This window comes from Clostridium ljungdahlii, from assembly GCF_001636845.1.
Classification (GTDB): domain Bacteria; phylum Bacillota; class Clostridia; order Clostridiales; family Clostridiaceae; genus Clostridium_B; species Clostridium_B ljungdahlii_A.
The window spans coordinates 76,713-97,898 of the sequence record NZ_LITT01000001.1 but is presented as its reverse complement, the minus strand read 5'-3'; the positions used below and the strand labels follow the sequence as shown (position 1 = coordinate 97,898).

Sequence of the window (21,186 nt, the reverse complement as noted above, 5' to 3'; positions counted from 1 at the left end):
TAAACATACTATGAAAAATATAAAGATTATTAAGGGAGTAATAAAATGTTATGTCCAATAAGAAGATTTTTCTGCAATATTCAACCATACAATCCAGGATTGTCAATAAAAAGATGCCCTTCTAACATTTTTCCAATTACTACAGTAAATCCAGGATCAAATTTTAATTGTTTATATTCTAGATATCGAAGTTACGATGAAAGTTATTCTACTATTCCTACAAAAATCAGTAAATCAGAAGTAGCTTTAATAAATACTCTGCGTATGCTTTGGGAACAACATATTGCATGGACAAGAATGACCATAGTAAGTATACTAGCAGGGTTACCAGATATAAATCTTGTTATCGATCGACTTCTTAGGAATCCTATAGATTTTGAGAAAGCTTTAAAGCCTTTCTACGGAGATAGAATTGCTTCCCAATTTAGAGATTTGTTTAAAAGTCATCTTATCATAGCTGCTGAACTGGTCAAGGCTGCTAAGGCTGGCAATAATCAAGCTGCCGCAAATGCTGAAAAAAGATGGTATGCCAATGCAGATGAAATTGCTAATTTCCTTGGTAGAATAAATCCTTATTGGTCTCAAAAAGATTGGCAAACCATGTTGCATGAACACTTAAAACTAACCAAATCTGAGGCAATTGATATACTTACAGGAAATTATGCGGGAAGTATCAAATTATACGATGAAATTGAAAAACAGGCTCTAAAAATGGCTGACGTAATGTCAAAAGGTATTGTCAAACAGTTCTTAGAAAAATTTACAAGATAATTACTTTAGCATATCAAAAATAATAAGGCTTTACCATATTAACATTAAGCTTATATTCTTTGGTTAGAATACAGGCTGGGCGTGTAAATTATTTTATGTATTCTCTTTCTTTAGATAAATAATTATTGAATTGTATGTATTTGTAATATAATGTTTCTTTAAGTCGATACCTGTAGTTACTATATTACCTGTACAACGTATATTATAACCAACTTTGGTCAATAATATACGTTTGTAACAGGATAGGGCTATGCTGAAGAGCAACCTGAGCGGTTACGAAATTCTGTACGGAAACGGATAGTTTTACTATCCGTTTCCGTAGAATAAATGCGGTAAACCTCAGGGGTTCGGGGACAGAGTCCCCGGTTTATGCTCCCTTATTTAAAACATTACTGAATAATATATTAAGCTGGTTTATAACAAGATCCCAGTTTGCATATATTCGAGTCCATTTCTTACTTATTTTCTGGGTAGCAAGATACAGCATCTTCATAAGACTTTCGTCAGTAGGAAATATTAATTTTGTTTTTGCCACTTTCCTAAACTGGCTGTTAAGGCTTTCTATAGCATTTGTTATATGCATTATTTTTCGTATATATTCTGGAAATGCAAAGAAGGTTGCAAGGTTATCCCAGTTGTCTTCCCAACTTTTTATTGCATCCATTTCTGCTATTCCTTGTTTGCTTTTCAGTTACGTCATACTTGTCATATCCAAGCTGTGTATCCATTTTAAAACAAAAAAGATAATATCCATGGACTTAACATAAATCAAGTCCATGGATATCATCAAACTTTACACCGAACTATTCTATTATAATTTACACATAGTTTTAAGAAGATACTTTTCAGCTTCAGTGGACCATAACCTATTATGTCTTTTAGTTATTTTTGCCAACTCAGCAAAAACTGGATTAGTTTTGCCTTTCTCTTCAAAATCATCTATTGCAGTTAATTCCATATTTATATTTGTATATATAAGTTTTTTGCCTCCAGGAATTTTAGGAAGATTCACTGTAGTTTCAGCCACACAATCCAACCCTCCAATATGAGTTATCATCACAGCCGGATTCATTATACCATCTTCTGTCATTTTTAAAGATTCCTTAAGATCATCTGTATTTCCTCCAGTAGTTCCTATTACATGCGTTGATCCATAGTGTACATTATAATAATTCAACTCTCCACTAAAGTTTTTATCTGTTGGGCCTGAAAAAAAGTTAAGGCATCCATCTCTTGCAAGTACTTTATCTGCCTGCTCAACTACCTGCTTTACAGGAGCGTATACATACACATCATCAAATCCTGTTCCGTCAGTCAATTTTCTTAAATATGCAGGTACATCATCTATATCTTTAGTATTGACAAATATCAAATCTATACCTTTTTCCTTTTTGATCTTATCCTTATCAAATATTTCTTTTGCCCTTTCTATCCTTTTGTCATCAATATCCGTTACCACAATCATTGAAGGTCTTCTATCACAGTTTATAACATACTCAATTGATCCAAGACCCATTGGACCTGTTGCAGCCAAAAGTCCTAGTTTACCTCCTTCTCTTATTCCCATCAGATGCTGATAACAGCCCATTTTCGTATGAAAACTTGCATGATATCCACCTATTATACAGGACATTGGCTCAGCCAAAGATGCTTCATAATAAGATTCTCCATTATAATTTAATAAACATCCAAGTTCCATAACTTCATGTGGAATTATCATATAAGTAGCATCACCTCCAAAATATTTATACGAATATCCCGGCGATGCCATACTTCCCTTATAATTAAGTGCAGGTTGTTGTGCAAACTTGCCTCCTTCTTTAAATTGTCCCTTCCACTTTGCTCCTACCTTTATTATATTCCCTGCAAATTCATGACCAACTATTACAGGATTTTTATCTACATCTTTTGGAACTCTCTTGTGATCCGGTCCTTGAACTGCAGCTTTATATGTTGACATACATATACTATCTGATACAACCTGAACAAGTATTTCATCATCTTTTATTTCTGGTAGTTCAAATTCCTCTAATCTTAAATCATTTTTTCCATAAAGCCTTACTGCTTTTGTTTTCATGTAGATTACCTCTTTCCTTCATTAATAATTCAAATATTCAATATTAACCTGTTTTTCAAAACCTGATATAACATCAATACTAGCAGTTTGCGTTCCTGACATTGTTACACTTGCAGTACCACATGCAACTGCAAGCCTAATAGCCTTTTCAAAATCATAATTTTTATCAATTGCTAAAGCTAAAGCAGCCACCATAGAATCACCTGCTCCAACAGTACTTCCTACATTAACCTTAATACCATGAGCAAATACAACAACATTCTTTTTTATAAAGAGAGCTCCTTCCCCTCCAAGCGAAACTACTACATTTTTTACACCATAATCAAATAATTTTCTTGAAAGTTTGACTGCTTGCTCCTTATTTTCTATCTTTTGTCCAAAAATACTTTCAAGCTCATATATATTTGGCTTCACAAGGAAAGGACCTGAATCAAGTCCAAGTTTTAAAAGTTGTCCATCTGCATCAAATATTGTTCTTGCACCTTTTTCACTGGCTATCTCTATATATGATTTGTATACATCCATATCCGCACCATTAGGCACACTCCCAGAAAATACTATAATTGAATCATGATTAATTTCTTTACAGAATTTTAAACACACATCATCAACATCTTTTTTACATACTTTAGGACCATTTTCATTTATATCAGTATTGGTATGTTTTACTTTATCTACTACCTTTATATTAGTCCTGGTATTCCCTTTAACAAATACAAAATCATTTTCTATATCTTCCTCATCCAAATATTTTTTTATAAAATTTCCATTTGTACCCGAAAGTATGCCAACAGCCTTACTTCTACCTCCTAAAGCCTTAATAACCTTAGATACATTTATTCCTTTTCCTCCTGCATCGATACGACTGGCTCCTATTCTGTTTACAATACCAACATCAAAATTATCAACTTCAATCGTTTTATCAACCGCAGGATTTAAAGTAACAGTTGTAATCATATTTCTACTCTCCTTCTAAGATTAAATTTATCATCACGTTTTTATCATTCTCCTCAACCAACTTCTGAACATTTTTCTTATCCTGACACGCTATCGCTATTTTTGATAATATACTCATATGGTCATCACCTTTGCCTGCAATTCCTATTACCAAATACGCTATATTACCTTCACCAAAATCAACTCCATGTGGATATTGAGCAATAACAATTCCAGAATATTTTATGTATTTTACATACTCATTCATTCCATGTGGAATTGCAACACCATTGCCTATGTACGTGCTTATATCATCATTCCTTTTTATCATTCCTTTAATATATTTTTCATCTACATATCCATTTTCTACGAGCAATCTTCCAACTCTTTTAATTGCTTCATTTTTTGTTTCACTTTCAATATTTAATAATATATTTTGCTCACATAAAACTTCCGGTTTCATTTAGATATCCTCCCTATTAAGTATGTTAATATAAGCCCTTTACAATAATCTTCTAAATATTTTTTATACCTGCTTTTCATCATCTTGATTTGCACTCTTAAGTATTTTAAGCATCTTGCTGCGTAAATCCATTATATTTCCAAACCTTAAAATTTCTGTAAAATTTTTATCTTCTATCAAACATATGCTTATATTTCCCATTTGCTCAAGCACATAAGATTGTTCACTTTTTCTTGCAAGTAGTACTATAAAAGTATCTACATCCTCATACGCAAAACCAATACTTCTAAGTTTCATATATTTTTTCAATCTATATACACCTATAAATGGGCTTACAACACAATCTGATCTTGTATGAAGTAAAGCTACTTGAGAATTAGGTATAACTACACTCCCCAGCTTTTCCCTGTTGATTATAAGATTTTGTATGTCTTCTTTGTTATTTATAATATTGTGGTCATATTCATCTTTTGCAATTAATTCAATCATTTTCTTAAAAGACTGAGGTTCTATTGTTTCAATACGCATATTATTCAATAAATTATCAATCATCTCATACTTTTGTTCTTCTGAACTTTCATACTTTACTGATTTTGATAATAAACTTATTTTATTAAAATAAGTATCGTCCTTATGAAGCTTAGCCATATAATTATTTATTTTGTCTATATCTTCCTTTTGTAAAAATGGTGAAACAGTTATTATATGATCTTTTTTTGATTTTTGTTTTGAATTAATGTTTACTGTAGAAAGTACAATATCATATTTATGTTTACAATTTTCCCAATCTTTAAAAGATTGTATATCTATACTTTTAATATTTTTTATTAACAATTTAAGCTTATTAGAAAGTATTCTGGCAGTACCCATTCCATTTGGACATATTATAAGCATTGAAAAGTTATTATCTAACCTATTGCTTCTTTCTATAGCTGCACCTATATGCATTGTTATAAATCCTATTTCATCCTGTGATATATTTATATTATATTTTGAAAAAACTAATTTACAAGCATAACTAACTGCTTTAAATAATTCATTATAATAATCTTTTATTTGATCCAGCATACTATTTTTTATAGGCATGTCCATATTAACCCTATACAAAACAGAATTAAAATGTTGAGACAACCCTAAAATTAGCTGTCCATCACAGTTAATTTTAACATGCAACTTTTTTGAAACTTGATGCACTAATTCCATGGATATATCTTCAAATGAGACTCCGAATTCTTCAAATTTCTTGTTTTCCGTGTAAATATATTTATTTCCTAAAACATATATTGTAATATATGTAAGTTCACTATCTGCAAGCACTATACCTAATGATGTCAAATATTCTTTCATTTCGTAAGCAGAAGAATGTATTTTTGATAAAAGTATATCTTCAATTAAATATGAAGGTAATTTTATTGGAGAACCTAATTCGTTCTTTTTTAATGCTAGAAGTACATGAATTAATGAGCTCAGGTAAGTTATATCATCCATACTTGTTGCTCTTTTTTCTAAAAAGTCAAATAACTTCTTTGAGGTTGAAATAAGTTTATCACCAAAAAGTATCTTAAAAAATGTATGTATAAAAAGATCATCTTGAGTTCCATATACATATGCACATAATTCATCTATAGGCTTTAGTTCATAAACAAGTTCCATAAAGCAATTTCTTTTGATCCATTCAGAACCTTCTATTATTATTCCATATCCTCTTTTTCTTACAAGCGTCAAGTATCTGGCACTAAGCCACTGCTCAATTTTATCCATATAAAAACTTATAGTTCCTTCTACAACATTTAACTGATAACTGAAAAAAGCTAGTTTATATGGTTGGTTTGCCAAAAGAAGCTGCATTGTAATAAATACTATTCTCTGCTCCTGATTAAATAGCCATTGTACCGGTATGCTTCCTAGTGATTTTTTTAAGTAGCTTATTTCTTGCTTTTTTCCTTCAATGCTAAACTTTAGCTTATCATAACATACACTTATATCTTTAGCCTTTAAAACTTTATTTATCGCACTAACTTCTCTCAGTATAGTACGATCGCTTACACCAAATTTTAAAGAAAGTTCCTTACTGTTTAAAGGAGGCTTTTCCAGTATTGTATTCAAAATAAATTTTTGCCTGGCAGTAAGTTCACTAATGTTACACACAACAGTCACCTACTAAATTATTTTTTTAATGATTTTATATAATCATCATATACAGTATTATCGAGAAAATTTTTTATAGTAATAATCTTTGCATTAGGTACTATCATCGAGGCTCTTTGGGCAAGGCCCTCTTGAGTAAACACTACTTCTACATCCTGTGGTATTTCATTTATTGCTGAATGTTTTACATCAATTTTAATTCCTGCATCTTTTAACTTTTTCTTAAGTATAGATTCTCCCATTGCCGAAGATCCCATACCTGCATCACAAGCAACTACTATTAATTTAGGAAGAGCATTAGAAATTACCGTGGTTTTCTCTTTAGTATTTTCAATCTTTTGCCCTTTGCTTTCAGCCTTCATGTCTCCAACGGTCATCTTAGCATTATTAAACGATTCATCATCAAGTTTCACACTACTCTTTTTTACTATAGGACATGCTATTAAGAAAGATACTACTGTTCCAACTAATATACCAAAAAGTACAGGTATAAGCCCACCCTTAGGACTCATTGCAATTTCTGCAAATATACTTCCTGGTGAAGGTGATGCTACAAGGCCTGCTCCAGAAATTACAAATGTTAAATCAGCTGCCATACCGCCGCCAATTACTGCTAATAACAATAGTGGAGTCATTAAAACAAATGGAAAATATATTTCATGAATGCCACCTAAAAATTGAATAATTATAGCTCCTGGTGCAGACTGTTTTGCATTTCCCTTTCCATATAAACAGTAGGCAAGTAATACGCCAAGACCTGGCCCTGGATCAGATTCAAGTAAGAAAAATACTGACTTTCCAAGTTGCTTTACCTGTGCTATACCAAGAGGATCAAAAATGCCATGATTAATTGCATTATTTAAAAATAATATTTTCCCTGGTTCAACAAGTATCGATATAAGGGGAAGCAATTTAACCTCTGTTATCCATTTAGCTCCATTTCCAAGAGCTACTGTAAAAGCAGCTACTATAGGTCCTATAATAGAATAAGCAATAAGTGCAAGAATTCCACCTAGAATACCTGAAGAAAAGTTATCAACCAACATTTCAAATCCTGTCGGAACTTTATCCTTAACAAGGCTGTCAAATTTTTTGATTAAATATCCCCCTAAAGGTCCCATTATCATTGCACCAAGGAACTGAGTTACTGAAGATCCAACAATAACACCTATGGTAGCTATTGCACCAACTACACCTCCTCTTGTTCCATATACCAATTTACCCCCTGTATAGCCAATAAGAATTGGTAGTAAAAAAGTAATTGTTGGTGATACCAATTTATTAAAATATGCATTAGGAATCCATCCTGTTGGAATAAATAAAGCTGTTATAAACCCCCAAGCTATAAATGCGCCAATATTGGGCATAACCATTCCTGCAAGAAATCCACCAAATTTTTGAACCCTAGCTTTTCCAGTTTTACCTTTGTTATTAATAGAATTAGTTTTTTTAGAAACTTCCATGTATATATACCTCCTTACTTTTTAATTACTTATAGTTTTAATATATTACCTAGTAAACGTTTATACAAGCATTACTACCTCAATCCTGACATATGAAACCTTTGACAATTTTAAACTTCCTTTGTAAGTGTTACTCCCTTACTTATGAAATTAAAATAAAAATCGAGTAGGAGCTGAATAATTATTTTATTCAGCTCCTACAGGTATGCTAGTTGTCCAATTGGCAACTCTAACTCCCACAGAATCCGGCGTGCAGATTTCCCGCACCGGGCTCTTCAAAAGTTGATTCACAGTATTACATAGGATTTCATTTCTCTAAATGGAATTGAAATCTTCGGTTTCAATAACGGAAATTTCTCTTCTTTCCCAATAAACACGCTCAATCTCAAATTTTTCAATTACTCTTTTATTCATAAGCATATCCTTGGGTTTTATCGTTCTTACTATATTAATCGTTTTACCTTGAATCTCCTTAGTTATTAAGAAATCAGTTGTCATAACTATATTTTCACCGTTCTTTGGATTTTTAGGATGCTCTATTCCTAATTCATTTGCTACCGTCAAAGTCTCTTCTATTGGCAGCAAAGGATATTATTCTCTTATGTCCGTTACTAGATCTGAATATTCTAAAATGTAAAAATATATCAAGCTTTATTTCAAACCAACACAAATGTATTGCATAAAAAAAGTCGGTAATTTTTATCCACCTCAAAGCACCGAAATGTCTAGAGCCGTTTTTACTTATATAAAAAAAGTTAGGAACTATATTTTTTCTATAATTAAGTTAAATTACTTCATCTATAAAAAATGTTGGAAACTACTCATTGAGAATATGTATTTCAATTGTATTCTTGATATTTTTTTAACAAATAGTTTGTAGACTAATACTTCTCAATTTTTTAATTTGAGTTTCAACCTTACGTATTTTTACTGTATATATTCGTCAAGTCAAAAATACATATTTTAGCAGTGTATACAGACTTATAATTATTAAAGTACCAATATAAATATTTATTTGCAAGTAAATTAAAAAAAAGCAAGTTATGCTCTAAAAGATACTATATAGGTTATTTACAATATAAGAAAGATACTACAGAACTGAATCTAAAAGTATCTTGTATCAACTCTAAAAATTGAAATTTATTAAATTCACATTGTATTGATAATGGATGACTTGCTATAAACATAATATATCAGTTCAAAATTCTGTTGAACTGATATATTATATGGATAATGTGAATTACCAAGGCTAGAATTAAAAGTCTATTAAAGCCATTAGTATCTTATGTAAACAGTGAAATTAGAGACCTTCAGCCCTTTGTGTAAACCTCTGATATGTGTAAAATAGAAGCACCAATTGGAGGTTTAGTTGATTGTCGTAGCTTATTATTCCACCCGAACCGTATACAGGACAATCGCCATCGGGTAAAGCCTTATAATCTCGGCCATTTGAAATCTTTGCAACACTACAGATCGGTACGAAGTCAACACCATCTGGGCAGAGGTTGGTGAGTAGTTGCTTTATTTTACTCATGTGTTTTCGTTACAAACTTTCACCAATTTTATTTAAGGAAAAGTCATCACGCTTTTTGCACACAATGTGTAATTTACAAGGAGATTTTATTTTGTGGGAACTTATGTTTAATATAATTGTAATTATTCATATATGAAAAAAGCCTTAATGAAAACTTTAAATTATTAAATTAATTCAACACCGTCAGCAATAAGAGCATCTATTTGTCTAGCCAAATTTTGGTCTTCAGTACTTTACTCTTCCATATGCAATTAACACATAATGATCTCTAGTCTAAATTGATTGCACCATAAACATTCGTTTATGGTACTTTCAAATAAAATAAAACTAGAGTATTTTTACTCTAGTTAAGTTAGTAAACAATATAAAAAAATGTGTATGTATTATAAATTTGAACTAGATACACATAGTGTTTGTATTATGTATTAATATTTAAATAGCACATAATTTTAATAAATAAGTACAAATAAAAGTAAATGGTTGTAAAATAATGACATATTACTTTTGAATTTAAATTTATCAGTATTTATAATTATACACTAACAGATATATTAAAGGTAATGCTTAGATAACAAAAATTGCTCAATAAAAGAGTCACCCTATTTCTAATATTTTTTATTAAGCATCCATAAAATAGTTAATCAAAAAACGATAAGTATTTAACCTTTATTTTCAGGTTTATAGGTTGACCAACCTATCATATCTAAAATAATTCAGTAACCAATTACTCCTTCTACTAAAAGCAATGAACCTAATATTATTCTTACTATTCTATCAGCATTTCCTAGATTTCTTTTAGAAGATATTATCATAACTTATCACCCTTTCTTTCATATTATTTGTGCTAAATGATTTTTTATTCCATAAATATATTTACTTGACAAATTATATACAAAAAATATAGGCAGTAATTAATATATCGAAAATACTTTAGGTACTTACTTTAACCATTTTCCACATTATTTCTATTTTCCCAAATTTCCTTATAGCTAATCTTGGTAAAATGTATAATAAAGTACCCTATAAAGATTTTATATAGATACAAATGTAATACTAAAAGGTCTCAGCAAATAAAATTTGCCAAAACCTTTTATAATTCAATATACTATGCCATTCGAAACTGTATACCAAATCCTCCCCTTGGGAAGTTCCAATCAATATTATCATGAGAACAAGCTATACGACATGCCCCACATTCAAGACAACCTTCATAACCAACAGTAACATGTCCATTCTTACATTCATAAACACGAGCAGGGCAAATGAAAGTACAGGTCTTTTCCTCACATGTCTCACATATCTTCTGATCCTTTATAGCTAAGTGGGAAAGAGTGTCTACATTATAAGTATTTAAATACAGCTTATCATCAATATTTACTTTTAATTTTGTATCTTCCATTATTTCATCGCCCTCCATATTTTAAATCCATCCATACCCATACTTAATATAGATTTTCCACCAGCCATATGTTTAATAGCTAACTTTTGCTTGTCTCTCTTTGATACTCCATCTACAGTAAACATTTCACTCATTACCTTGTTAGCTGCTGGTATATAATGATTAAAGAACTTCGGATTTTCTTCCATAGTTGTAGATGCATTCTTATATTTTTTTAGATCTTTCATAACATAACTTTCTTTAAGCAGCTCCTGATAATGTGAAAGTGCTTGTTCATTGAATTTGCCTAGTTTCTTAGCCTGTATAATAGTCTCAGCAGCAAAACGTCCAGAGGTCATTCCTAGATTTGATCCTTCTCTATGAATACCATTAACAAGCTGTGCTGCATCCCCAATTACAAGTACTCCATCCCCTACTAATTTAGGTATACTATTATACCCTCCTTCTGGAATTAAGTGTGCATAATATTCACTTGCTTCACCTCCTGCAATTAAAGGTTTAATAACAGGATGCTGCTTGATATATTCTAATAACTCATAAGGCTTAACATTTCTCTCACTCATCTGTGAAAGCAAAGCTCCACATCCAATAGATATATGTTCCTTGTTCGTATAGATAAAGGCTGTACCCACCATTCCCAATGTTCCATCACCAAACATTTCTATGGTTGCTCCCATACCTTTGTCCAAGTTAAATCTATCTTCAATTTTATCTGAAGGCAGTTTTAATTCCTCCATAGCTGCAAGAGCTACCTGATCCTTACGCCATTCTTTATGGAAGCCTAGGCTTTTGGCTAGTAATGAATTAACACCATCTGCAAGAACAACTACATCAGCATAAAGGTCTCCATCGGGTCTATCTGTTCTAACTCCAACAACCTTATTGTTTTCTACAATGCATTCTTTTACAACAGTCTCGTTGACAATTAATGCCCCAGCTTCCACGCATTTTTTTGAAAACCACTGATCAAACTTGCCTCTAAAGACTGTGAAATTATTATAAGGAGGCTTTGACCATTCTATCCCCCTGTAACCTGTTTTTGCTGCAGATTCTTTGCCTAATAGCCAAAAATTTTGCTCAACAATAGGACGCTCAAGAGGTGCTTCCTTCCAAAACTCTGGTATAATCTCGTCCATCATGTGGCGATATAATACACCACCCATAACATTTTTTGAGCCAGGGTATTTACCTTTTTCAATTACAATAACTTTAAGACCTTCTTTTGCCATTACATATGCTGCTGCAAGCCCGGAAACCCCAGCCCCTACAACAATAACATCAAATTTTTCAGTCACTCTTTAAACCTCCTTCGCAATCTTACACAAACCTTTATTGTTTATCTTTGAAACTTCTGTAAGTTCTTCTTTAAAACTACTAATTAATTTAGGTAATACTTCAAAAACATCTCCTTGAATTCCATAAGTAGCCAACTTCATCATTTCACATTCAGAATCTGTATTTATACAAACTATTGTTTCAGCTCCCTGTATTCCAACAGTATGCTGTATTGCACCAGAAATTCCTATAGCAAAATATAGCTTTGGAGACACGGTTTGACCGGTCTGCCCAACTTGACGTTTATGATCCACTAAACCTTTCTCCACAGCACCACGACTACCAGCTACTACCCCACCAATTACTTTTGCTAATTCCTGAAGCAGCTTAAATCCTTCTTGATTCTGCACACCGCGTCCACCACAAACTATAATTTTAGCATCTTCAAGCTTCGCATTTTCTGACTGTTCCTTAATAACTTCAAGCACCCAAGTTCTAAGGGATTTTTCTTCAATTTCAAAATTCTCTCTAATTATAGCGCCTGTTTTATTTACCTCAGGTTCTGGCATTGGCATAACTCTTGGGCGCACAGTAGCCATTTGAGGACGATGTCTTTCACATACTATAGTGGCCATTATATTTCCTCCGAAGGCTGGGCGACTGGCAAGTAGTACTCTTTTTTCTAAGTCAATATCTAGTCCGGTACAGTCTGCTGTAAGCCCGGTTTTCATTGCAGTTGCAACGGCACCAGCTAGATCTCTCCCTGTAGTTGTTGCTCCCATTAACAATATTTCTGACCTATACTTATTTATTAAATAGCAGAAAGCTTTGCTATAAGTCTCTGCTCTATAGAAATGAAATACTTCATCATCTATAACATATATGGTATCTGCACCATATGCAAAAAGCTCAGGTATTATAGATTCAACTTTATCACCTAATAAAACTGCACATACCTTTACCTCTAATTTTGAAGCGAGCTTTCTTGCAGCACCAATAAGTTCAAGAGTAACAGAGGATAGCTTACCTTCCAATTGTTCTGCAAAGACCCATACATCTCCAGTAGGTTTTTCTGACTTTGAAGCTTTACTACCTTCCTTAGTCTCATTCTTCAAGATATCATTGGCTTTCTTTTTGCCACCTGAAATATTTAATGCAGAAACTGGACACACCGCTACACACTTTCCACATTCAGTACACTTTTCTTTACTAGCTACTAATTTACCTTCTCCATTAATCCCCAATGCATCGAAGGGGCAAATTGGGATACAGGATTCACATCCAATACAAGAATCTGTAATTATAACTGCCATCTAACTATTCCTCCTTTCAAGCTATCTGTAAGTTGTTTTACCACCTCATCAATGTTGCCCTTTAGTAACTCCCCACCGGACCTTTGAGGTGGTGGAAATATACGTCGAACTGAAGTTGGAGATCCTTTAAGCCCTAATTGACTCATATCTGCTTCAAAATCATTAATTCCCCAAACTGTTGCTTTATAACGTGCTGCTCTAATAATATTTGATAGTGGAGAAAAACTTAAATCATTTATATCTTTTTCTACTGTGATTAAGCATGGAAGTTTTGATTCAACAACTTCGTAGCCATTATCAATTTTTCTGTGTATTATCACAGTATTATTTTTTAAATTTAAAAACTTTATTTTTTCCACATAGGTTAACTGAGGTATTTCAAGTCTTGATGCAATACCTGGTCCAACCTGAGCTGTATCTCCATCTATAGCTTGCTTTCCACAAAACACTAAATCAATAGCCTCTTTCTCCATTATTTTTTTTATTCCCGTTGAAAGTATATAACTTGTAGCTAGAGTATCAGAACCAGCAAAGGCTCTATCTGAAAGAAGATACCCTTCATCAGCTCCCATTTCAATACACTTTTTAATAACTTCCTCTGCTTGTGGTGGCCCCATTGATATAATAGAAACCTTACCTCCAAACTTATTTTTAATTTTCAGAGCTTCTTCTACTGCATGTGCATCATAAGGATTAATAATTGTAGGTGCGCTTGATCTATCTAAAGTATTTGTTTTTGGATCCATTTTAATTTCTGTAGTATCCGGTACTTGTTTCACACAAACTAAAGTATGCAACTAAACAACAACTCCTTCAATTTTTATTTTAAATTATTATTTACAATCATTTTTCATTATTTGTGCTCTATTATATAAGTCTCATATGAAGAAAAAATGAAGATTAAATAATTTAAAAAATTTATTTAAAACAAGTTTGGCTATGCAAATATTTTTTATATAAATCTTTATAACTTCTACACAACTATTCTGTATATTATAGCTATTAAATGTATTTATAATGTGAGGACTATACCAATGTACTCAGCTTATATAATAAAAATAAATAATATACTGATGAGGTGAATTTATGAGTATAAAAAATATAAGACTAAAAGTATATAATATGACTTGTACATCTTGTGAAAAAACTATGGAAAGAACATTAAAAAAGTTAGTAATGGTAGCAGTTTCCATTATTCTTATAGGTAATTCTACTGGTGGTTTCGATATGAATAATATGCTTAAAGGAGCAACCTATTTTGTACTTTTTGCAGTTGGAGTGCTCACCTCTATACACTGTGTAAAATATTTAAAACTTATATCTTAAACTTCTGTACTAAACCATTTAACTCCTCAGCTAATTTCGATTGTCTTTGAGCTGATTTAGCTACTTCTTCAATCGCATAACTTGTTTCATCGATGCTATTTAATATGCCGTCTGAACTTGACGCAGATTGCTCAGCTGTTCTTGACACATTCTCAATAGCTGTGCTAGTTTGTTCTATGGAGCTTAATATTTGTGTTGTGCCATTTGCTATTTCTTCTGACATAACCTTTATGAAAACAGCATCTTCTTCATATTTTTCTGCAGTTTCTAAAAACAGTTCATAATCAGGATTTACATTATTGTCAATAAAAGCTAGTATATCTTGTGTATTGTTAGATAAATTATTAAAAGCTTCATTTACCTGTGTTATAACATTTTGAATGCTTGAAACATTGCTCGTTGACTGCTCTGCAAGCTGACGTATTTCATCTGCAACCACTGCAAATCCTCTCCCCATTTCCCCTGCTCTTGCCGATTCAATGGCAGCATTAAGCGCTAAAAGATTAGTTTGAGAAGCTATATTTGCTATAGAATCTGCCATAACCTTGATTTCCTCAACAACTTTTCCATCTTTTATAGCCTTAACTATATTAATTTGCTTTTCTTTATATATTTTTTGAGAGATATCAATAGCCTTTAGTCCTTTATTCTTTATTTCAGTTGCACGAGCCTGTACCTCATCTGATGCTCTATCACCATCTTTAGCTTTATTTGAAAGTTCAGTGGTATTTGATGTTATCTCTTGGATTGAAGCATTTACTTCCTCTGAAGTTGCGCTTAAGTTCTCTGTTCCAGCCGATATTTCTTTAGTTGCTGCATTAATATTAGTCATTTTTGCAGAAATTTTTTCTATAGTTCCAGAAATCTCTTCACTAGAACTAGTCATGTCAATAGAACTTGAAATTATTGTAGATATTAAGCTACGAGTATTTTCAACCGCTTTATTTAAAGCTTCAGAAAGCTTACCAATTTCATCCTTTGCATAAATATCAATTCTTTTAGTTAAATCGCCACTTCCCAGAGCATCTGCAAATATAAGAACCTTATTTATTTCTTTTGATAAAGATGTTGATATTAATATTCCAAGAAGTATTGCAATTATAAAGCCAAGTATTACAATGGAAATCATGATATTAAAGGCTGTCTTATATGTTGAATTATTAGTTTTGTCAGCCTCCTGTGCTTCTTTTAAATTTAGATTTATAAGTTCATTGATACCATCAAAGGTCTTCTGTCTTGCTTGCAATACCATATCAAAAGCCATCTGAGCTTCAGCATATTTATTTGAATCTATTAATTTCATATAATTTTCACGTGCCATCATGTAATCATTATGATTTTTATTAAACTTATCTAATAAGTCCTTTTCCATTCCTGTTGCATTAGTATCTTTAAATTCTTTTGATATAGCCATATCCTCTTCTGTTAGTTTATTTACCTCATCTATTATTTGCTTCTTCTTAGATGAATCTTTTGTAGTTAAAAGAGATACTAAATCTGAATGTATCTGCAAAAAATTTTCTTTCAAAGCCCCTACTTTTCTGATATGTAGTAAGTTATCTTCATACATTGAAGTTGAATTTGTATTTATCTTTTTTATTTGTACTATTCCTATAGTACCCACTGCTGTCATGAGAAGTGATATTAATAAAAAACAGCTTATAAGTTTTTGTGCAATTTTTAAGTTTTTGAATATTTTCATCTGTACTCCCCCCAATTACTTAAGATAAATTTTTTCTGATTTTTAGCAATTGTATACTTATGTTATATAAACCACTATGTAAATTTTATAAAGATAAAATAATTATTATATATAGTAAAAGATGAAACTTAGTATCTATAGCTAAATTTCATCTTTTATTACATTCATTACCTTCCCATCATAGAATTGTGAACATTTACCATGTCTTGTCTACTAACAGATTCCATCATATTTGTCATTGGAGCATATCCATTGTTCTTCATTATATCCATCATCTTCTTATAGTCTTTATCTGTTAAGTTACTCATAAATTTATTCATAGAATCAAAATCCTTATCTTCCATTGCTTCTGCTGCACCGCTAAAGCCATTTTCTTTCATAATCTTTACCATGTTATTAAAATTGCTTGTATTTCGGTAGCTTACATTATCATTCATTTTATTTGAATTTACATAGCCTTTTGCCTGTGCATAAGCTACTGAAATTCCTCCTATAACTAATATTGCTGTTGTCATCAAAACAATTAATCTCTTTTTCATAAGAATCTACCCCTTTTTATTTTCTCTTCTCTATGTTTTTATTATAGATTTTAATTGTGTAGAAAATATGGAGAAATCTTTTTTGTAAAATATATTTGTTAACTATGGGTAATAGAGGACTATCTTTAGCTGGAATAAATGTTGTTTCGTCTATAGCTTCTCTTTTACCTGGCACTAACCAATCCCTTGCTGCTTCTGCGGCAAATAGCACTAAAGCTATTTTAAAGGATGGAAGTTCAGGTAGTAAATATGACTGCAGATGGAAATGGGTATACACCTAGTGTACTGTATGTAAAGAAAGGCATTCCTGTTAAATGGGGTAATTCGAAAGATTCCAACTGAAACTATAGTTAATACTGCAGTGGTAAGCCGAACATTGTTCACAAAATCCACATTAACCTAATAATATTCAAGAGTAATTTTGTAGATGCTCTAATTACCATAATAAAAAATGGCATAAAAAAAGTGATTGAATAAAAGTAATCTACACATTTTTACTTTATCAATCACCTTTAGTTTAATAATTACTTCTCTATTGTAATCTTCGCCTTTTCTAGCTTAACGGCATTTCCTATTGTATCTCCTACTGGGCATCTTTTTTCAATGAATTCAACAAATTTCTTAATTTTTTCTTCTGAAGCATCACTCTTTATATGCATATTATATCTTATACTCTGGTATCCCGGTCTCACATCTGATAATCCCATAAATCCGTCTGGATCCAAGTCTCCTTCTAACTCTATCCAAAAATCCTCGAGATTTATTCTCATTTTTTCAGCAAAAGATGACGCAAGAATTGTTTGACATCCACCTAAAGCGCAAAGAACTAATTCAACCGGATTCATTCCAGTGTTACTTCCACCTAAGCTTTCTGGTTCGTCAATATCTACATTAAACCCCCTTGCTCCTCCTGTAACTGCAAGACCTTTCTTTCGTCTTGTTGTTGCCTTAAATGTTGTTACTGCCATAATACCACTCCTTTGTAAATTTAGTTAATATTACAATTACAAGTATATCACAATCAATTAATACTAAACATTATTTCTAAATCGTATAGTAAATATGGATCCTTTACCTACTTCACTTTGAGCTTCAATAGAAGCTGAATGGAGAGTTAAAATATCCTTTACTATAGTTAATCCGATTCCACTTCCTTCAATTTTATTTCTGCTCTTATCCCCTCTATAAAGTCTTTCAAATATAAATGGTAAGTCTTTCTTACTAATTCCAATTCCAGTATCTCTTATGCTAACAATAATATTTTCTTTATCTCTAGTTAAGTTAATCCAAACTTTTCCTCCACAATCTGAGAATTTTACTGCATTAGATAAGAGATTAATAAATACTTGTTTTAATTTGTCTGGATCTACAATTATACTATAATCTTTGTTTGGTCTTATATTATAAGCCAGATCAATATTTTTTTCTTTCAATGCAATTGAAAAATCATCACATACTGAAGATAGCAGTTCATCTAACCGAACCTCTTCTCTATTAATAGAAACTGTATCTGCTTCAAATTCTTTTAGAGCATTTAGGTTATTTAAAAGTTTTCCAAACCTGATAACCTCATCATTTAAACCTATTAACTGTTCCGTATTTACTGGAAAAATTCCGTCAATCATGGCTTCTAAGTTATTTTGAAGAATATTAAGTGGAGTTCTTATTTCATGCGATATATCAGAGACTAGCCTTTTTCTTAGTAAATCCTGATGATTAAGTTTTTCTCCTAACGTATTTATACTGCTTTTAAGCTTTTCAATCTCTAATATGTCTGTATCTACATTAGTTTTAGAATTATAATCTCCATTAGATAGTTTTACTGATACATTTGATACTTCTCTAATTGGTACTGAAAACTGTTTTGAAATATACAGGCTGATAATTATTACAATAAGAAGACTTAAAAAAATACTAGCAATAATTCCTTCGTTAATGGATAATTTAAAATTTACATCATCAGCAGATAATAACACTGAAGAATATTGCCCTATCTGTACATATCCAACAACATGGCCATTATATTTAATTGGGAAACTATTTGTAGTAAAAACTCCACTTTTACCATCTAAGGATTTAAAATGTTCTTTTTCTTTAATATCATTTGGATCCATCATCCAAACCAACTTTTTATTTGAATCTAAAAGAGTTATGCAGTAATTGCTCATATATGCCTCATGCTTCATTTCACTTCCTGAAGCTGCTGTCCATTTTTTATCTCTTTTATAAACCTCTTGGAAATACTGTACTATTCTATCATTTCTTTTATTCTGGTTATTCACCATATATTCGCTAAATTTATTATTTATTGTGATATTTACAAAGATAGCAGTTAATAATACAGCTAATATAGAACAAGCTAAAATTATAATGCTTAGCTTTTTTCTAATACTATACATCAATTGTCATCACCAAACTTATATCCTAGTCTAGTAACTGTCAAAATATACTTAGGACTTTTACTGTCTTCTTCTATTTTTTTCCTTATATTTTTTATATGAACATCTACAGTCCTGTCAAACCCCTCAAAATCCATACCAAAAACCCTATCTATTAATTGTTCTCTAGTAAGAACTTTTCCTTTATTTATTGCAAGAACATATAAAATATCAAATTCATTAGGGGTAAGGGATATTTCTTGTCCTCTAACTTTTACAATTCTACTATCTTTATAAATTTGGATATTTCCATTATCTAAAGATAAAACTGAAATGTTATTTGCCCCTAACCTTCTGAATAAAGAATTAACTCTGACAACCAGTTCTCTTGGACTAAAAGGTTTAACTAAATACTCATCTGCACCTGTATTAAGCCCCTCTATTCTGTCTTCTAATGCAGATTTAGCAGTAACCATAAATATATGCACATCAGACTTATCTCTTATAATTTTACATATTTCCTCTCCTTGAATATCCGGCAGCATTAGATCAAGTATTATTAAGCTAAATTCAATTGAATCAAAGAGTTCTAAAGCTTTTAGTCCAGTTGTTGATGTATATACTTGATAACCTTCCTTTTCTAAATATGCCTTTTGAATATTAGATACCTTTTTCTCATCTTCTACTATCAAAATTTTATTCATGTTACTCACCTCAATTTTGTATTGTAAAAAACTAATTCTCATAATAGCTGAATTTTATGAAGATTATATGTAGATTGTAGAATTATATAAAATCTATAGTAATCTCTTATTTAGCTGCACTCCAAAATTGCCCCTAGGAATCTTTATAAAATCTTCACATCATTAATTTATAGTATGTGTAAAGTGAAAATTTAAATCGACTGATTTTTAAAAGTACTATAAAATTAATAGTTACAAATATATTTAGGAGGATAAGTGATGAAACAAAAATTTAAAATATGGTTAATGGCTGCAAGGCCTTTTTCTTTAACTGCTTCTATAATTCCAGTTACAGTAGGTGCTATATTTGCTGCAAAGGAATCAAAATTTCAGTTTATATACTACCTGATTTCCTTATTAGCTGCTGTACTTTTGCAAGCCTCATCAAATATGATTAATGACTATGATGATTTTATTAACAAAGTTGATACCAAGGAATCTGGATCTTCTAGTGGTATTATTTTTGAAAATTTATTGACTTCTGAAGAACTCCTTATAGGAGGACGATTAGTTTTAGCCTTAGGATGTATACTAGGACTATTTTTAGCTTTTCAAAAAGGGGGTTTTATTCTAATTCTAGGTACTATAGGAGCTTTAAGTGGTTATTTTTATACCGGAAAACCACTTATGCTAAAATACAGAGGTTTAGGTGCCCCTTTAATATTTATGATCTTTGGGCCCCTAATGATGCTCGGTGGATACTTTGTTCAAGTTCAGAAAATCAATATAAACGTACTTCTGTTATCTATACCAATTGGACTTTTAACCACAGCTATTTTACATGCAAATGATATTAGAGATATTTATCATGATAAAAAAGCTGGAATAAAAACTCTATCTATAATGACTGGAAGAACTAATGCCTGCTATATTTATTATGGTTTAGTTTATTTATCCTATATTTCTGTTTTAGCTATGACTTATTACAGAGTTACCCCTATTTGGAGTTTACTTTGTCTAATTACATCGCCAACAGCATTGAAAAATATCAATAAATTGCGTATTTCTAATAGGTCTAATTCTAAACTCACTACCCTTGATCAGGAAACAGCAAAACTACAGGGACAATTTGGAGTTATCCTTATTATTTCAATACTATTTTCTTATATAAGATAAACG

20 protein-coding genes and 2 pseudogenes are annotated in these 21,186 nt (G+C 31.3%); 4 read left to right on the top strand and 18 right to left on the bottom strand.

Features of this window, described 5'->3' with window-relative positions; genetic code table 11:
- Window positions 1-45 precede the first annotated feature (45 nt).
- The gene (locus WY13_RS00560) at window positions 46-771 is read left to right on the top strand and encodes an acetylglutamate kinase (RefSeq protein WP_242866288.1); all 726 of its coding nucleotides are present in this window, start codon (window positions 46-48) and stop codon (window positions 769-771) included.
- A gap of 367 nt (window positions 772-1,138) precedes the next feature.
- On the opposite strand, the pseudogene WY13_RS00555 reads toward WY13_RS00560, so the two are convergent.
- From WY13_RS00555 to WY13_RS00505, 13 genes and pseudogenes are all read right to left on the bottom strand, one after another.
- Window positions 1,139-1,432 (bottom strand): annotated as a pseudogene (locus WY13_RS00555) (transposase); the annotation flags it as partial.
- Between the two features lie 150 nt (window positions 1,433-1,582).
- On the bottom strand, window positions 1,583-2,848 hold the full coding sequence (locus WY13_RS00550; RefSeq protein WP_063553773.1) for a zinc-binding dehydrogenase: 1,266 nt from the start codon (window positions 2,846-2,848) through the stop codon (window positions 1,583-1,585).
- 21 nt (window positions 2,849-2,869) lie between these two features.
- Window positions 2,870-3,805: a 1-phosphofructokinase gene (pfkB, locus tag WY13_RS00545; protein ID WP_063553772.1), complete on the bottom strand. Its 936-nt coding sequence runs from the start codon at window positions 3,803-3,805 to the stop codon at window positions 2,870-2,872.
- Window positions 3,806-3,809: 4 nt separating this feature from the next.
- Window positions 3,810-4,247 carry a PTS sugar transporter subunit IIA gene (locus WY13_RS00540; protein ID WP_063553771.1) on the bottom strand — a complete coding sequence of 146 codons (438 nt, stop codon included), beginning with the start codon at window positions 4,245-4,247 and terminating at the stop codon, window positions 3,810-3,812.
- A gap of 63 nt (window positions 4,248-4,310) precedes the next feature.
- Window positions 4,311-6,395 carry a BglG family transcription antiterminator gene (locus tag WY13_RS00535; protein ID WP_082848329.1) on the bottom strand — a complete coding sequence of 695 codons (2,085 nt, stop codon included), beginning with the start codon at window positions 6,393-6,395 and terminating at the stop codon, window positions 4,311-4,313.
- 17 nt (window positions 6,396-6,412) lie between these two features.
- Window positions 6,413-7,858, bottom strand: coding sequence for a PTS mannitol transporter subunit IICB (locus WY13_RS00530; RefSeq protein WP_063553770.1), 1,446 nt, complete (start codon window positions 7,856-7,858; stop codon window positions 6,413-6,415).
- A gap of 315 nt (window positions 7,859-8,173) precedes the next feature.
- Entirely contained in the window at window positions 8,174-8,443 is a 270-nt protein-coding gene (locus WY13_RS00525) for a TnsA endonuclease N-terminal domain-containing protein (RefSeq protein WP_063553769.1), read from the bottom strand.
- Between the two features lie 715 nt (window positions 8,444-9,158).
- The gene (locus WY13_RS21430; RefSeq protein WP_204377934.1) at window positions 9,159-9,392 is read right to left on the bottom strand and encodes a hypothetical protein; all 234 of its coding nucleotides are present in this window, start codon (window positions 9,390-9,392) and stop codon (window positions 9,159-9,161) included.
- 713 nt (window positions 9,393-10,105) lie between these two features.
- On the bottom strand, window positions 10,106-10,204 hold the full coding sequence (locus WY13_RS20250) for a YgaP-like transmembrane domain (protein WP_082848328.1): 99 nt from the start codon (window positions 10,202-10,204) through the stop codon (window positions 10,106-10,108).
- 293 nt (window positions 10,205-10,497) lie between these two features.
- Window positions 10,498-10,791 (bottom strand): ferredoxin family protein, encoded by a 294-nt coding sequence (locus tag WY13_RS00520; protein ID WP_063553768.1) that lies wholly within the window; start codon window positions 10,789-10,791, stop codon window positions 10,498-10,500.
- Window positions 10,791-12,086, bottom strand: coding sequence for an FAD-dependent oxidoreductase (locus tag WY13_RS00515; protein WP_063553767.1), 1,296 nt, complete (start codon window positions 12,084-12,086; stop codon window positions 10,791-10,793). Before WY13_RS00515 ends, WY13_RS00520 begins: the two co-directional genes overlap by 1 nt.
- Window positions 12,087-12,089: 3 nt before the next feature.
- The gene (locus WY13_RS00510; RefSeq protein WP_063553766.1) at window positions 12,090-13,379 is read right to left on the bottom strand and encodes an FAD-binding protein; all 1,290 of its coding nucleotides are present in this window, start codon (window positions 13,377-13,379) and stop codon (window positions 12,090-12,092) included.
- On the bottom strand, window positions 13,367-14,176 hold the full coding sequence (locus tag WY13_RS00505; RefSeq protein WP_063553765.1) for an electron transfer flavoprotein subunit beta/FixA family protein: 810 nt from the start codon (window positions 14,174-14,176) through the stop codon (window positions 13,367-13,369). Before WY13_RS00505 ends, WY13_RS00510 begins: the two co-directional genes overlap by 13 nt.
- A 289-nt stretch (window positions 14,177-14,465) precedes the next feature.
- On the opposite strand from WY13_RS00505, the pseudogene WY13_RS00500 reads away from it, so the two are divergent.
- Window positions 14,466-14,681, top strand: a pseudogene (locus WY13_RS00500) (sulfite exporter TauE/SafE family protein); the annotation flags it as partial.
- Window positions 14,682-14,694: 13 nt separating this feature from the next.
- On the opposite strand, the gene WY13_RS00495 reads toward WY13_RS00500, so the two are convergent.
- Both WY13_RS00495 and WY13_RS00490 read right to left on the bottom strand, forming a co-directional pair.
- Entirely contained in the window at window positions 14,695-16,407 is a 1,713-nt protein-coding gene (locus WY13_RS00495) for a methyl-accepting chemotaxis protein (RefSeq protein ID WP_063553763.1), read from the bottom strand.
- Between the two features lie 167 nt (window positions 16,408-16,574).
- On the bottom strand, window positions 16,575-16,946 hold the full coding sequence (locus tag WY13_RS00490; protein WP_063553762.1) for a hypothetical protein: 372 nt from the start codon (window positions 16,944-16,946) through the stop codon (window positions 16,575-16,577).
- Window positions 16,947-17,050: 104 nt separating this feature from the next.
- On the opposite strand from WY13_RS00490, the gene WY13_RS20245 reads away from it, so the two are divergent.
- The gene (locus tag WY13_RS20245) at window positions 17,051-17,227 is read left to right on the top strand and encodes a hypothetical protein (protein ID WP_242866286.1); all 177 of its coding nucleotides are present in this window, start codon (window positions 17,051-17,053) and stop codon (window positions 17,225-17,227) included.
- A gap of 243 nt (window positions 17,228-17,470) precedes the next feature.
- Here WY13_RS20245 and WY13_RS00485 read toward each other — a convergent pair whose 3' ends face one another.
- The 3 genes from WY13_RS00485 to WY13_RS00475 all read right to left on the bottom strand — a co-directional run bounded on the left by WY13_RS00485 (window position 17,471) and on the right by WY13_RS00475 (window position 20,028).
- Window positions 17,471-17,914 (bottom strand): OsmC family protein, encoded by a 444-nt coding sequence (locus WY13_RS00485; RefSeq protein WP_063553761.1) that lies wholly within the window; start codon window positions 17,912-17,914, stop codon window positions 17,471-17,473.
- Window positions 17,915-17,977: 63 nt separating this feature from the next.
- Entirely contained in the window at window positions 17,978-19,345 is a 1,368-nt protein-coding gene (locus tag WY13_RS00480; RefSeq protein WP_063553760.1) for a sensor histidine kinase, read from the bottom strand.
- Complete coding sequence (locus WY13_RS00475; protein ID WP_063553759.1) at window positions 19,345-20,028, bottom strand: response regulator transcription factor; 684 nt, start codon at window positions 20,026-20,028, stop codon at window positions 19,345-19,347. The genes WY13_RS00480 and WY13_RS00475 overlap by 1 nt, the downstream gene beginning before the upstream one ends.
- 258 nt (window positions 20,029-20,286) lie before the next feature.
- Between WY13_RS00475 and menA the strand changes: the two genes are divergently transcribed.
- Window positions 20,287-21,183, top strand: coding sequence for a 1,4-dihydroxy-2-naphthoate octaprenyltransferase (gene menA / locus WY13_RS00470; RefSeq protein ID WP_063553758.1), 897 nt, complete (start codon window positions 20,287-20,289; stop codon window positions 21,181-21,183).
- The last annotated feature ends 3 nt before the right edge of the window (window positions 21,184-21,186 follow it).